The organism is Shewanella sp. A22, from assembly GCF_053850585.1.
Map to the genome: position 1 here is coordinate 1 of NZ_JBSQBN010000013.1, position 13,721 is coordinate 13,721.

Annotated in this window: 15 protein-coding genes; 6 read left to right on the top strand and 9 right to left on the bottom strand. The window is 40.9% G+C overall.

Annotation, left to right across the window (positions count from 1 at the left end):
* The first annotated feature begins 194 nt into the window (after positions 1 to 194).
* Positions 195 to 1,067 (top strand): DUF3530 family protein, encoded by an 873-nt coding sequence (locus ACWXWT_RS04155; RefSeq protein WP_456040351.1) that lies wholly within the window; start codon positions 195 to 197, stop codon positions 1,065 to 1,067.
* Between the two features lie 30 nt (positions 1,068 to 1,097).
* Here the strand turns inward: ACWXWT_RS04155 and ACWXWT_RS04160 are convergent, their stop codons facing one another.
* Positions 1,098 to 1,904: a crotonase/enoyl-CoA hydratase family protein gene (locus ACWXWT_RS04160; RefSeq protein ID WP_456040352.1), complete on the bottom strand. Its 807-nt coding sequence runs from the start codon at positions 1,902 to 1,904 to the stop codon at positions 1,098 to 1,100.
* A gap of 427 nt (positions 1,905 to 2,331) precedes the next feature.
* Between ACWXWT_RS04160 and ACWXWT_RS04165 the strand changes: the two genes are divergently transcribed.
* Both ACWXWT_RS04165 and ACWXWT_RS04170 read left to right on the top strand, forming a co-directional pair.
* Positions 2,332 to 3,327 carry a response regulator gene (locus ACWXWT_RS04165; RefSeq protein WP_456040353.1) on the top strand — a complete coding sequence of 332 codons (996 nt, stop codon included), beginning with the start codon at positions 2,332 to 2,334 and terminating at the stop codon, positions 3,325 to 3,327.
* A 16-nt stretch (positions 3,328 to 3,343) separates the two neighbouring features.
* Positions 3,344 to 4,300 (top strand): diguanylate cyclase, encoded by a 957-nt coding sequence (locus ACWXWT_RS04170; RefSeq protein WP_456040354.1) that lies wholly within the window; start codon positions 3,344 to 3,346, stop codon positions 4,298 to 4,300.
* Between the two features lie 132 nt (positions 4,301 to 4,432).
* Here ACWXWT_RS04170 and rraB read toward each other — a convergent pair whose 3' ends face one another.
* From rraB to ACWXWT_RS04200, 6 genes are all read right to left on the bottom strand, one after another.
* Positions 4,433 to 4,840 carry a ribonuclease E inhibitor RraB gene (rraB, locus tag ACWXWT_RS04175; RefSeq protein ID WP_456040355.1) on the bottom strand — a complete coding sequence of 136 codons (408 nt, stop codon included), beginning with the start codon at positions 4,838 to 4,840 and terminating at the stop codon, positions 4,433 to 4,435.
* Between the two features lie 100 nt (positions 4,841 to 4,940).
* Positions 4,941 to 5,675, bottom strand: a complete 735-nt coding sequence (locus tag ACWXWT_RS04180; protein ID WP_456040356.1) for a 1-acylglycerol-3-phosphate O-acyltransferase — start codon at positions 5,673 to 5,675, stop codon at positions 4,941 to 4,943.
* Between the two features lie 137 nt (positions 5,676 to 5,812).
* Positions 5,813 to 6,598 carry a metal ABC transporter permease gene (locus ACWXWT_RS04185; RefSeq protein WP_456040357.1) on the bottom strand — a complete coding sequence of 262 codons (786 nt, stop codon included), beginning with the start codon at positions 6,596 to 6,598 and terminating at the stop codon, positions 5,813 to 5,815.
* Positions 6,599 to 6,602: 4 nt separating this feature from the next.
* Positions 6,603 to 7,508 carry a metal ABC transporter solute-binding protein, Zn/Mn family gene (locus tag ACWXWT_RS04190; protein ID WP_456040358.1) on the bottom strand — a complete coding sequence of 302 codons (906 nt, stop codon included), beginning with the start codon at positions 7,506 to 7,508 and terminating at the stop codon, positions 6,603 to 6,605.
* The gene (locus ACWXWT_RS04195) at positions 7,492 to 8,694 is read right to left on the bottom strand and encodes a hypothetical protein (RefSeq protein WP_456040359.1); all 1,203 of its coding nucleotides are present in this window, start codon (positions 8,692 to 8,694) and stop codon (positions 7,492 to 7,494) included. Before ACWXWT_RS04195 ends, ACWXWT_RS04190 begins: the two co-directional genes overlap by 17 nt.
* Positions 8,695 to 8,781: 87 nt before the next feature.
* Complete coding sequence (locus ACWXWT_RS04200) at positions 8,782 to 9,072, bottom strand: ABC-type zinc uptake system zinc chaperone (protein ID WP_456040360.1); 291 nt, start codon at positions 9,070 to 9,072, stop codon at positions 8,782 to 8,784.
* A gap of 218 nt (positions 9,073 to 9,290) precedes the next feature.
* Here ACWXWT_RS04200 and ACWXWT_RS04205 point away from each other — a divergent pair, with 218 nt between their 5' ends.
* A complete protein-coding gene (locus ACWXWT_RS04205) occupies positions 9,291 to 9,416 on the top strand; it encodes a hypothetical protein (protein ID WP_456040361.1) in 126 nt (41 codons plus the stop codon).
* 3 nt (positions 9,417 to 9,419) lie between these two features.
* Here ACWXWT_RS04205 and ACWXWT_RS04210 read toward each other — a convergent pair whose 3' ends face one another.
* The gene (locus tag ACWXWT_RS04210; RefSeq protein ID WP_456040362.1) at positions 9,420 to 9,749 is read right to left on the bottom strand and encodes a hypothetical protein; all 330 of its coding nucleotides are present in this window, start codon (positions 9,747 to 9,749) and stop codon (positions 9,420 to 9,422) included.
* Between the two features lie 123 nt (positions 9,750 to 9,872).
* Between ACWXWT_RS04210 and ACWXWT_RS04215 the strand changes: the two genes are divergently transcribed.
* Positions 9,873 to 11,516 (top strand): mechanosensitive ion channel domain-containing protein, encoded by a 1,644-nt coding sequence (locus tag ACWXWT_RS04215; protein ID WP_456040363.1) that lies wholly within the window; start codon positions 9,873 to 9,875, stop codon positions 11,514 to 11,516.
* 103 nt (positions 11,517 to 11,619) lie between these two features.
* Positions 11,620 to 12,510 (top strand): aldo/keto reductase, encoded by an 891-nt coding sequence (locus ACWXWT_RS04220; RefSeq protein ID WP_456040364.1) that lies wholly within the window; start codon positions 11,620 to 11,622, stop codon positions 12,508 to 12,510.
* 182 nt (positions 12,511 to 12,692) lie between these two features.
* Here ACWXWT_RS04220 and ACWXWT_RS04225 read toward each other — a convergent pair whose 3' ends face one another.
* Positions 12,693 to 13,529 carry a MaoC family dehydratase gene (locus ACWXWT_RS04225; protein WP_456040406.1) on the bottom strand — a complete coding sequence of 279 codons (837 nt, stop codon included), beginning with the start codon at positions 13,527 to 13,529 and terminating at the stop codon, positions 12,693 to 12,695.
* Positions 13,530 to 13,721 lie beyond the last annotated feature (192 nt).

Here is a 13,721-nt window from a genome sequence, read left to right on the forward strand (position 1 = left end):
CCAGAATGGAGTCTCTCAGGTATTCCACTTCTGTGTTACATCGATTTAAAAGGGAACAACCATTTCTACATCAATGTGCCTTGAATTGAAAAACCTGAGAGACTCTGAACTGACCAGATATTTAATGAGATTGGTTATAATACCGTTATACATTAAGCTATCGATATTATAATGGTATTTACGTTGAGGTTATCGTGCAGCTAGGGCGCATTAGTCAATTATTACTCGTAACGATAAGCATATTGTTTGTAACACCAAATGTTAAGGCGCAACAACAATACGCCCACTTACCTGCAGATGAAATTAAATTTATCACCATTGACGGTAAACAAAGTGAAGTGCTCGTTCGATCTTGGCAGAGTAAAAAACATTTTGGTTCTATGACAATTATTGCCGCTTCAGACACAGATGCTGATGCTGCGGGTTTTGCAAGCTACCTACGAACAAACATAAACGACCGAGGCTGGGCCAGTATTAGCCTAACCCCTGCCAGAGGGTTATATCGTCCCAACTATGCAACTAAGCCTGAAGATGTCGCTAAAGCGGGTACAGAACAACTGCAATTAAGTAGTCACAAAACCACGCCCAAATATGATTCATCTCAATTGCTTGAGTTAAGGAATTTTCAACAAAGCAGCCTAGGTGAGGCGTTGAATCAACTCCCCTCGACCAGCAGTTTATTTCCTGGTGGAAAAATTCTAGTCGTCATCGATGACAGCGCAGGTATGATCACTAACCTGCTTTATGACAAAAAAGTGCCCACGCCAGATGTGTTAATTGTAGTCAATCCTTATCGTGAGTATGAATATTTAATCGATCCGCAAAGTCAGCGCAAATCAATTGCCGAACAATTAGTCACTATGTCGATCCCTATCCTGGATATCCAATCCTTTGACGCACACCCCAATTCAATAGAACAAGCTCCCACTCGACTACATTATAATCAAGTTAAACCTGCTCGATATTATCGCCAATATAAGATGAGTTTAGATTTAAACAATCCTAGTGGATGGGAAGAAGCCCTCGACCAAATCGAAGGCTTTTCCAGAACCGTAATAGGAAGGTAGGATATTGAGCTAAAGCGATTATCGAGAACGTTACCACCAAGGTTGACGAGAATGATAAGCTTTATCTGGATTTTTAGTTTGTCTTATTGCCGCGATTACGCGGTTTTTACCCAATAATAAGCGAACTTGGCTAAATGACTCTCGAGCTAATAAACTACGTACCGAAGCGGTCCAATTTTGATTGATACTGCGCTTAATTGCCGCATTGGCATCGGGTGAAGTACAAATAATCTTTTGGGCTAACAAAGTGGCACACTCATAAGCATTATCAACCACTTGAGTAACCAAACCCAACTCAAGCGCTTGTTCTGCGGTTAAAATATCTGCAGTATACGTCAACTTTAATGCTTGATCTTTTGGCATAATTTGTCTTAATGCCACCAAACCGGCCATATCAGGCACCAACCCCCACTTTGCTTCCATTATTGATAACTGACAACTTGGTGTCGCAATACGGATATCAGCACCCAAAGCAATTTGGGTTCCACCGCCATAGCAGCAACCTTCTAACACGGCGATCACAGGAATAGGTAAACGCTGCCACCCCAAAGACACTCTTTGTGCTAAATTTGCATTGCCAGGCAACCACTTGAATAATAATTTTAGGGCGCTAATAGGTGAACTAGCCACACTCTTCACATCTAAACCAGAACAAAAGTTACCATCTGCACCGGATAAAATAACCGCGTTAATATGCTTATTTTGACGGATTTGTTTAATAACATTATCGATTGCTTTAAACATATCAACATTAAGCGCGTTTATCTTACTGGGCCGATTCAAACAAACATGTGCAATACCCTTGTCTACTGTGAACTTAATTAACTCTCTTTCCATGAAACACCCCTATACTGGTCAGTCCAGTTTTTAGACTAACATATATAGACTCTCTGTCGAATAGTATTAACATGGCAATAAACTGTCATCAGTCAAAATATTGCCATACTGTTTTGAACTAATTGTCATTGAGTGTTAGCCTTATATATTATCAATATGGACATTACTTGCTAGCCTTGATAGGCCAACACATAATTAATTGCAACGTTATGTGACGCCCTTGAGACGGTAAGCTCAACTGCGGAAAGTTTATAAAAAACTTAAATGTTAAAACTAAGTTATCAATATTGTAAGCAAATACCTATACTATTATTAACGAACAAAAAACCGCTGTAAAAAGTCTTATAATTACTATCCGCCTAGTACCACTCGCGGTTGCATTAATGAGTGTTTTTTCATAAAGGCGAAATAAGGAATACCAGCAATAATGACCATTCCAATATTAATATGCGACGACTCCGCGCTCGCCAGAAAGCAAATGGCCAGAACGCTTCCCAAAGATTGGGATGTAGAAATTAGCTACGCAACCAATGGGGCTGAAGGGCTTGATGTCATTCGCGCAGGCAAAGGTGAGATTGTCTTTCTTGATCTCAATATGCCTGTTATGGATGGCTATGAAGTACTACAGGCTGTACAGCAACAAGATTTGCCGGCACTAATTATTGTTGTCTCTGGTGATATTCAAATTAAAGCACATGAACGTGTTAAAGCGTTAGGCGCCCTCGACTTTATTCAAAAACCCGTTAGTGCAGATGCCATCAGTAATATTCTGCAAGAATATGGCATTTTAACCTTAACTCAGCACAACATAGCTGACGACACGCCGATGATGAAAGTTGATATGCGCGATGCATGTCAAGAGATCGCCAACGTGGCAATGGGCAGAGCCGCAGACTTACTGGCTAAACTTCTGGATGTGTTTGTATTACTGCCGATCCCAAATGTTAATGTGCTTGAAGTTAGCGAGCTAACCATGGCCTTAAAAGCAACTGAACGCAATTCAACCGTTTCAGGGCTTTGCCAAGGCTTTATTGGTGCTGGAATCGCAGGTGAGGCATTATTACTGTTCCATGACTCTAGCTTTGAAGATATGGCAAAGCTTATGGGGTTAGAAAATCCTGAAGATATTAATACAGAAATAGAAGTGATGATGGACACTGGCAACGTGCTCATTGGAGCTTTTTTAAATGGAATTTCAGAACAACTCGATATGAAATTTAGTCAGGCCCATCCTGTTGTACTGGGTAGACACTGTAGTGTAAATGAACTTATCCACGACAATTCAGAGAAATGGCAGCGCACGCTGGCGATGGAAATTAACTATCGAATAGAAGATTATAATATTCAATGTGACCTTCTATTACTGTTTACTGAAGACTCAATCCCAACACTTAATTTCAAACTCGGCTACTTACTCGACTAACGCTGGATAATTTATTATGTCTAATGACCAAAGTGCAATGAACGAACTTCACTGGCTAATTGATATGGTACAAACCATTGAAGTAGGGTTAGTTGTGCTCGATCGCGATTATAATATCCAACTTTGGAACGGTTTTATGGAAAACCATAGTGGTGTATCACCTAATTCCATTAAAGGTAGCAATCTATTTGAAAAGTTTCCTGACCTACCCAGCGGTTGGCTAAAACAAAAAATGGAGTCGGTTTTTATGCTTAAAAACCGCACGTTTATTAGTTGGGAGCAGCGGCCATATGTATTCCAATTTAAAAATTATAGACCTGTTACCGGCCGCGCTGATTTTATGTTTCAAAATATCACCTTGTTGCCGCTCGCCTCATTAACCGGCCAAATCACCCATATCAGTATTATTATCTATGATGTAACAGATATTGCCGTCAACAAGCTGCAACTTAAATCAGCCAATCAACAACTCGAGCAGCTAAGCCAAACCGATGGTTTAACCTTGTTACATAATCGTCGTCATTGGCAAACTTGCATGGAAAAAGAATTCGAACGCTATTCTCGCTATGGTGATACAGCATCATTGGTAATGATAGACATCGATAATTTCAAACGCATTAATGATGAGTATGGGCATCCCGCCGGTGATAAGGTGATCCAGCATATTGCCTATCTGTTAAAACAAGCCTTGCGTGAAACAGACTGTGCGGGTCGTTATGGTGGAGAAGAGTTTGCTGTAATCTTATCAAACACGACAGCAGAAGACGCACTGAGCTTTACCGAACGCTTAAGGCAACGAATTGAAGCATCTGAAGTATCATTCGAAAATCGCCTTATAAAAGCCACGGTAAGCCTAGGAATTAATGATTTAGATTCAGAAATAGACAATAGTTCAATCTGGTTATCTGGTGCAGATAAAGCCTTATATGAAGCCAAGCAAACTGGCCGCAATAAAAGCGTTATTCATAGATAATACCAATCCGAATTAGAATTTGCTCTTTTAGCAAAAATTCTAATAAGGATTGGTATAAACGATATATGCCACGCATAAAAAACGCCCACCATTCATTGGTGGGCGTTTTTATGCGATTAACACTCAGATTAACTAGTGAAACTTATCGTCCAATTCATCTTCATCATCTTCGTCATCTTCAATCTCATCGCCAACAAAATAAGTCCCCCAACCGTCATAGTCTACTTTTTGCTTGGCAGCGAGCAAGATCAGCTGTTCACAAGCCTTATCAAGTAATGCGGTTTCGAGTTTATGCTGGGCAATGGCATCAAAACAAAAAATAACCGAACCATCTTCCAGTTCCATTTCTTCTGCATCGTTAACTTCAAAACCGAGCTTAAATGCATCAACAGCGGCTTTTTCTAAACGATCAAAATTTGTTGCCGAAAAATGATGTTCAATCGTATATTCCGCATCAGGCTCTGAACCATCAGCAAGTAAGGCATCAACAATTTCAAGATTCTCAGCAAATTGTTCTTTTAACTGACGCTCAACAGACATGGATTACTCCGTAAATAGGACTCACAAAATGAATTTAATTATACCCAAACTATTAAAAGTTGCGAGCATGCAACGCTTATTTGATGACGATAACCAATACCTATGCACGTGCTTTTTTCGTTAACGCTTCCGCTTCTTTATTTAATTCAACCAAACGTGCAGACATCAGCTGATGTACCTTCGCACTGAGTGCTTTAACATCACTTTTATCTAAACCTTCGGTTGGTATCGGTTCCATCATCTCCACAATCACCACACCATTGTTCCAACGGTTAAGGTTTATGTGATTCTGACAAGACGCTAATACAGGCACTATCGGCGCTTGCGCGGCAACTGCAGTATGAAATGCACCAACTTTAAATGGCAGTAAACCTCGGCCACGAGAGCGAGTTCCCTCAGGAAAAATCCACACTGATAATAGTTTAGATTTCATTTTTTCAACCGTTTTTGCCATTGTGTCAAATGCACTATGACGATTTTTACGATCAATCAAGATATTGCCAGATAACCAGTAAATTTGTCCAAATAATGGCATCCAAGCCAAGCTTTTTTTACCTAAACTAACCGTTCCTTTAGGCACGACAGAGGTATGAGTAAACAAATCAAAATTATTTTGATGATTGGCTAAATAAATACAAGGCTGCGCAGATGCACTGACTGAACGCACACGCTTAATCACCTTGATCCCTAACAACGGTGAAACCGAACCGAAAATATTGGCAATCAAATGTACGTTATCGCGATGCATTGGCCGTATAAGGCAAAAAACTATCGAGAACACAAAGAGTAAAAATAACAGCACGGCGAGAATAATTGAACGAGCGATAAGCAGCACAGCATACTCCTGCAATAAAATTGGCCACAGTATAACGATGCCAGTCTAGGGACTCAACGTTTTGTTTACATATGTACGCTGAAATATTCTGCCTCTGTGATAAGAGGCAGAATAATATGGTTTATATGACAGGCGAGTTATTTAGCCCGTTGATGAACTGAAGCAGATGAGCGTAATTTCAATATTATTCTAAACAGCAATGCACTTAAGGCTAATGTTGCAACTATGGCTGCACCACTGGGTAAATCATAGTTAGCAGACAACACTAACCCTGCAATATACCCGACAACTCCAACACCATAAGCCCAAGCAAGCTTAGTTTTACCATGATATTTATTTAAGGCTAAAGCCGGCAAAATAAGCGTACTGAACACTAAATAGACCCCCACCAGCTCCACTGACAAGGTAATGACTAATGCAAATAAAAAGTAAAACCCAGCTCCCTCTAACACTTGGGGTTTTACAATAATCACCCCAAGAATAGCAGCAGAAACCACTGCAGGTAATACCAATTGAGACCAGCTAACCCACAGTATTTGACCAGAAATCAATTGCTTTAATAGCTCAGCACCATGAGGATCATTAGCTAACAACAACATTGCCATCACGGCACTGAGCACATAAAAACAACCAATAAATGCCTCAAGCTCACCGACTAATCGTTTTGCCATCCAAGCGATAACGCCTGCCCCAGCTAACGCAAACAACGCAGGCATCCACACATGAGCAAAAGGCAAAGCGTCTACTCTATGATCAATGTGCGACACTATCGCGCCTAACGCAGCAACTTGAGCAATGGCCAAATCGATAAAGATAATACCTCGCTTAAGCACTTGCTGACCTAGTAATACATGTGTTGATAGCACTAACAACCCAGCAGCTAACGCAGGCAACAAAATAGACAGTAGCTCGACATTAAACATAGTGTTATTTCACTCCATTCAATAGCGTCAACAAACTATCATACAGGCTGAATAAATCTTTACTCTCGTCATTACCACCCACCGACATCGGTAACACCAACACCGGCAGATTTGCACGTTCACCTAACCATTTAGCACCACGTTCGTCTTGATATGAGGCCACAATTACCGCCATTACATCGCCTTTTTCAGCGCGTGTAAGTAAAGAAGCTAAATGGCTACTGGTTGGTGCCAAACCAGGCTTGGGTTCAAGATCAGCCACTTGCTCCATTCCGATCCAATTAAATAAATAACGGAAACTAGAATGATAAGCGATGACTTTTTTACCTGCTAAGCCTTTTGCTTCAGCTTTCCACTGGGGGATTTTAGCCTGCCAACGTTGACTAAAATCAGCTAAAGATTGTTGATACTCGCTGCTGTTTTGCGGGTCGAGTTCAATCATCTTTGCACTAAGTGCTTTAGCAATGATAAGCATACGCTCTGGATCTAGGTGTAAATGGGGGTTCCCTTTAGCATGTACATCACCCATTGAACGGTCAACACTCGCCAGTTTATCCAAAGTCTCGACTTGTTCCGCCGCAAAAAACAACCCTTTATCAGTAGATTTAACCTTAGGGTTAGATGCTTTCATTTGCAGCATAGGTAGCCAGCCAATTTCTAAATCGGCACCCGCACATACCACTAAATCAGCTTGACGCATTTTAGCAATTAAGCTTGGACGCGCCTGTACTTGATGTGGATCTTGCATCGCTGTGGTTGCCGAATACACTCTCGCATCTGGTGCTAAAACTTGCGCTAATGCAGCATATTCAGCTTCACAAGCAAATACATTCAGTTCCGCTTTTGCTGTCGCGGTAAACAACAGTGGCATTGCAGCCACTGCTAAAAGCAATTTAGAATTGATGCGCACCGTGAGCTCCTAGTGTCATAACATATTGTAAAGTGAAGATATTATCATCTTCAACCCCATCAAAGTTAGTTCCATCTTGATGAGTAAACTGAAAACGAACTGCTGTGAAATGGCTGCTATGCCAAGCAAGACTAACTTCAGTTTCTTTTAGTTTTTGTGGGTCAAGGTGATCTTCATGAATTTCATAAGTTTCGACTTGTCCATAACGTACACCAGCAGACCAGCTTGGGGAGAACTGATAAACGCTGCTTAAATACCAACCTTCATGATAATCGTCATCACTAATTTCATGATCATCCATGTCATCGATATCATCAACATGCCCTGGTTCTTCACCAAAAATATCTGTCACTCTGAAGTATTCACCACTAACGGTTAAGTTCTGATATTTGTAGTTACCATTAGGGGCCCACTTATAGACAAAGTCTGCGATGTAAGTATTCTCACCAGTGTAAGACGCGCTGTGGCTATGCTCATGCTCTTCTTCTGCTTCCTCTTCTTCGCCTTCATGCTCTTCGGCATACGCTAAGCCATTTTCATTACGTAAATAACTTAAGCCTAGCTGCCATGAGCTCTCAACCCCGATATCACCACCAATTTTGGTTAGTGCAGTAAATACACCGACATCGTCGAAATCGCGGTCGCCATGTTCATCTGCAGCACGCAAGCTATCGCCAGAAAAGCCTTCAACACCCATTGTCCAGTATAGATCTGTTGGCGCAACGTAGCTTAAGCGGATACCATCATCAAAATAATGGTTACCTAAAAATGCACGGTATACTGCTGGTCGCTCAGTGAACGAATCTGTATGCTTATGTTGATTATTTAAATAACCAATATCAGATAAAAAACGGCCGGCGCGTGCAGAAAGTCCACTTGGTAGTGCCAGCGTTTGAATAAAGGCTTCTTCCAAATTCAATTCAGTTTCGCCATCAGCTGACTCAATAACGGCAGTCACTTTACCGTAAAAGTTATCATCAATATTGGCACTTAATGCCAACTCAGTTTCACCTAAACCAAAACCTTCATCACGTTCAGCCAATGGACGATCGCCCGTTTGATAATAACCATCGAGCACCGCACTAATGCTAGGATTAGTTAAACTAGAATCTTCTGCCATTGCAGAATACGAACTCACAGCACAAGCCAGTGCTAATAACGAAACACGTGTTTTTAACGCAGACATAATATCTCCAAAATACAACAAGTAGCCGCCAATCTGGGTTTAGAAAAAACCGACAGATAACGGAAAATAAATCATTACAATGTTGAACTAACGAGATGCAGGTGGAGCACGGCTTTGGTAGTAGGCTTGGAATACGCTAAGTAACAAAGGCAGCGTATATTGTTGGCGTTCAAACGTTTGCTTAGAAACGGCGAAAACTAAATGGGATGAGTGAAGTGTTTTATTAAGCTGGTGCTGATGAAAACACAAGGTACAATGATTTTGTACTCCGTCATCGAGATGTTTAACTGAGTGTGCAGACGCAGCAACAGACAACACAATCAAAATGGCACTTAGCCAGATTGCGATAGTTTGTCTTATTTTGATGCGGGAACTCACCAGCACAACTCCACCAAGTTAAAAAAGTAGCATAAGTGTAAAATACCACTCTAGAAATGCAATAGTTAGATTGTGACAATTCATGAATACGTTAATTAATTCTTAATCAATTAATAACCAAGCTGACTTAACACATAACTATCGCCATTTTTAAGCTAGGCTTAAGCTGCCATCCATACTATAACCGTATCAGTGTAAACCAGTACAGGACTTAATCCATGCCACAATTTATTCGTGAAAACATCGGTATTATTTTAGTAATGCTCATTGTTGCAGTTGTCGTGCTAGGCGGGATTTATTACGTTGAAGCATCATTAGAAAGCCAAGTGATTGAAGTAAAATAAAAATTACTTCATGTTAGACTCAGCATTAGGATCATTTTCGGGTGCTTCAATCAGCTGCAAGTGATCCATAATGTGCGACAGCCCTACAACAATCACCGCCAAAATAATCACTGGCGTAGTAATAGCTGCAACACTCTCAACAAAATACCCTACTACGGCAGCGGCAACGCCACCATAAAAGCCGACTATTTTAGTCACTGACAGTGATTTGTTATGCCCAAGCCAAGCACTGCAATGAGGACATTTCACTTCAACCGACAAACCTTTGCCACGACTTTCTGTCACTTTTGCAATTGAAAAAGACTTATAGCAATGGGCGCATTGCAGCGACATAGTGATTTCCTTGATGTAATAATGGCGGCAGTGTAACAAATTCCCCTCTAAATTACTGTACTTGTTGCCAGCTGGCCTTATCCACTATCATATGCGCAATTAAAGATAAAAGGACGACTTTACATGCTACGGATTTTATTTACATTAATGTTATTTAGCGCGGCGGTATTTATGTCGCCATCGGCTAGAACTGAACAAAATACGCAGCCGCCAACGGTTGCCAATAATCAATTAACAGAAACGCAAAAGCAAATTACTCGCCTGAAAGAAACGATTGAGCAAGAAACCCTATTGCTCTTTAAGGAAAGAGGTGAACTGCGTACATTTACTGAATATCGCATTAAAAACAAGTCATCTGAACTACGCGACAAAATTGCTCAATTAATGACCTTGCCAGATACAGACCAACAATACCTTATTAATCTAGTGCAAAGCCAAATGAATTTCTTAAACAAAATGAGTGATTACTTGGACCTGCAAGTGATGGCTATGCGCCTTGAAGTCAGCCAAGAGGATAGCAATAAGGTAATTTTAGCCATCTCAGAACGTGAATTTGAACGCGATCATTACCTCAAGGCTCAGTTTTCCACACTGCAATGGGCAGAAACGTTAGAGATGGATGTAAGCGCCCCAAAGCAACAACTGATAGCGTTTATGCTCAAACGAGCCGACCAATTCGACAGTTTAGTACATTATACTCAAGATGAATTACAAAAAGCGGTTGCGGAAGCAGAAAGCGCTGGAGCCGATATCACCAGCGAGCAAAAAGCTAACATTGTGGCGTTAAAAGAACGCTTAGAACAAAGCAGCTCTACATTAGCCGCTTCAGCAGGAATACTAGAAGCACAAGGGCAAGACGTCACGCAATTTCAACAAACATTGTTTAGCGTCTCAGGTGATATTACACAAGATGTATTAAATTTCAGTGTGGCTTCTAACTTGCTACAAGGCTGGGCAAAAGTACTTAAAGATCAAACCATCAACAATGGACCGAGCCTAACGTTTAAAATACTGGTGTTTCTATTCATTCTATTTATTACCAGTTTAGTTGCCAAAATTATCACCCAAATTATTGCCAAAACCGTACGAGCATCTAAATTACAGTTCAGCCAATTACTGCAAGAGTTCTTTATCTCACTATCCGCTAAAGTTGTCTTTGCTGTAGGTTTGTTAATAGCTCTGTCGCAGCTTGGTTTTGAGCTCGGCCCGCTACTTGCTGGCTTTGGTATTGCAGGTGTCATTATTGGTTTTGCGCTACAAGATACGCTGTCAAACTTTGCATCAGGAATGATGATCTTAGTCTATCGTCCATTTGATGTGGGTAATTTGATTAATGCTGCGGGCGTGACGGGTAGAGTTAGCCACATGAGTTTAGTGTCTACCACCATCAAAACACTGGATAATCAACGCTTAATTGTGCCAAACAATAAAATTTGGGGCGATACCATTAATAACATCACCGCAGAACATCAACGTCGAGTTGATATGACTTTTGGCATAGGTTACAGCGATGATATTGAACACGCTGAAACTATTTTAAGAAATATTGTTGAGCAACACCCAAAAGTCCAAGCACACCCAGAACCCATTGTAAAACTGCACACCTTGGGCGAATCGTCAGTCGACTTTGTCGTAAGGCCTTGGGTAACCCCTGATGATTATTGGGAAGTCTATTGGGACATTACTCGCGCAGTCAAAGTCCGTTTTGACGCTGAAGGTATTAGTATTCCATTCCCACAGCGTGATGTGCATATTTACCAAAAATAAATTCAAGCGTTTATCCCGTTAAGCCAGATACATTCGTATATTATCTGGCTTAGCTATTCCTATCTGCTACAGTAGCATTACCTCACATAATAAGTAATTAACGATGACATCACCTGCGTTCCATTTTTCCGATTTTATTGGCGGATTTTGGCGTGTTGACTCTTGGAACATGTCACCACAACAGCGTCTTGCTTTAATTGAACATTATCTTGAGCTCGGTGTAACCAGCATGGACCATGCCGATATATACGGTGTTTACCAATGTGAGACCTTATTTGGTGAAGCCTTGACATTAAAGCCGCAATTACGTCAACAAATGCAACTCATCAGTAAGTGTGGCATTAAACCAGAATTTGATGGCTATGATGGTCGTTATGTTAATCACTACGATACTAGTAAAGCTCATATTATTCAAAGTGTTGAAAATTCACTTACTGAATTAAAAACGGATCACCTAGATGTATTATTAATTCATCGCCCAGATCCATTGATGGATGCAGACGAAATAGCAACGACGTTTGAACAACTTCGCGTCCAAGGTAAAGTTAACCATTTTGGCGTATCTAACTTTACCACCAGCCAATTTAATTTATTGCAATCCCGACTCAGTGCACCTTTGGTCACCAATCAAGTTGAAATATCCCCGTTAACCTTGCAAAGCATCCATGATGGAGTGCTTGACCAGTGTCAACAGTATCGGATCACGCCAATGGCATGGTCTTGTTTGGGAGGTGGGGAATTATTTTCAGCGAACACTCAACAGGCACAACGCATTCGCAATACCTTGCTCGATATAGCTCATCAAGTTGGCGCACAAGATATTAGTCAAGTGATATATGCTTGGGTTCGTATGCACCCAAGTCGCCCAGTACCCATTATTGGTAGCGGCAATTTACAGCGTATAACCAGTGCGGTAAATTCAGCCAATATTGTACTAGACCGCCAGCAATGGTTTAGTATTTGGCAGGCTTCGATGGGGCATTGCGTTCCGTAATTATGCCAATAATTATCTCAAATAGGGAAATTAGCGATTACCAAATAGCTCAAACGTTGTGATAATGACAGGCTTATCCCTACGTTTAATGCTAATGGAGATAATACTGTACAGCGGACCGAGTATGGATATCATAGAAAGCTCAAGTGAATAACCTTGAGCTTTTCTAAGCCCATGAAAGGTTAGTCTAAATAACTCATTTGACCTTGTAAATGTGGTCGACGCCCTTTGATATCACGCATTTCAAAACGTTTACCATTATCCATACTTTCAAATGCAAACGTCACTTCAGACGGCATAAATACTGGTAATTTAAACTCAACATCAACCTGAAAAGGTCGCTCACCAATAAAGGGCATTAACTGAGATAAAGCACGCGCTTTAGACCACATCCCATGCGCCAACACACGCTCAAAACCAAAGCGTTTTGACAATAAAGGGTGTAAATGAATTAAGTTATAGTCGCCAGAAGCTTTAGCATAACGACGACCTAAGTCATCTGTTAAATGCCATTGCTGTACATTTTCCCAGGCCATGTCTGACGCTCTAGGCGGACGGGCACGACGACCAGCAGACTCAATACGATAGAGATAAGTCGACAATGCTTGCCATACAAGCTCATCACCCACATACACTTTTGAAGTTAACTCGAACTCTAGCCCTGCATCGGTAGTAGCGCTAGAGGTTAACTCACATTGCACCGATAACACTTCATCAGCGGTAACAGGTCGTAAAACTCGAATGCTATTTTTTAAGTGGATCATTCCAAGTAATGGAAAAGTCACCGCTTCATGGGTAAAAATCATCGCATGAAGGCGAAACGCCAAGACATATAAATAAGTAGGCGGTAATATTTTTCCATCATATTCAAAACCACATACCTTCGCATACTGATGAACTTTATCTTGAGACAAAGCCACATTCGATGCCTGCACATAAATATTCGCTAATGGTTGCTGATCCCAGCCGGGCTTACGTCCAAATAAAATTTTTCGATATAAAGATAAAAGAGAAGGCATCGTTTTTAATTCGATAGCGTAGTCATGACTCACAATGAAATACCTTACAATGGCAGCCAATTAAGCACTGCAAAAAACGGTTAATGCAGCATTATACCCTAGACTATCAAGGTTGCTAAGCCGATATTTTATGTTACCTTGCATTAACCTTCGCTCACATTACCTCCGTGAGCCCATTAATCACGATAAAGC

Coding starts and splice junctions, on each gene's coding strand:
- ACWXWT_RS04160 (WP_456040352.1), bottom strand. CDS start 1,904: ATGGAAAGAGAGTTAATTAAGTTCACAGTAGACAAGGGTATTGCACAT.
- ACWXWT_RS04165 (WP_456040353.1), top strand. CDS start 2,332: ATGACCATTCCAATATTAATATGCGACGACTCCGCGCTCGCCAGAAAG.
- ACWXWT_RS04170 (WP_456040354.1), top strand. CDS start 3,344: ATGTCTAATGACCAAAGTGCAATGAACGAACTTCACTGGCTAATTGAT.
- rraB (WP_456040355.1), bottom strand. CDS start 4,840: ATGTCTGTTGAGCGTCAGTTAAAAGAACAATTTGCTGAGAATCTTGAA.
- ACWXWT_RS04185 (WP_456040357.1), bottom strand. CDS start 6,598: ATGTTTAATGTCGAGCTACTGTCTATTTTGTTGCCTGCGTTAGCTGCT.
- ACWXWT_RS04195 (WP_456040359.1), bottom strand. CDS start 8,694: ATGTCTGCGTTAAAAACACGTGTTTCGTTATTAGCACTGGCTTGTGCT.
- ACWXWT_RS04205 (WP_456040361.1), top strand. CDS start 9,291: ATGCCACAATTTATTCGTGAAAACATCGGTATTATTTTAGTAATGCTC.
- ACWXWT_RS04210 (WP_456040362.1), bottom strand. CDS start 9,749: ATGTCGCTGCAATGCGCCCATTGCTATAAGTCTTTTTCAATTGCAAAA.
- ACWXWT_RS04215 (WP_456040363.1), top strand. CDS start 9,873: ATGCTACGGATTTTATTTACATTAATGTTATTTAGCGCGGCGGTATTT.
- ACWXWT_RS04220 (WP_456040364.1), top strand. CDS start 11,620: ATGACATCACCTGCGTTCCATTTTTCCGATTTTATTGGCGGATTTTGG.
- ACWXWT_RS04225 (WP_456040406.1), bottom strand. CDS start 13,529: ATGCCTTCTCTTTTATCTTTATATCGAAAAATTTTATTTGGACGTAAG.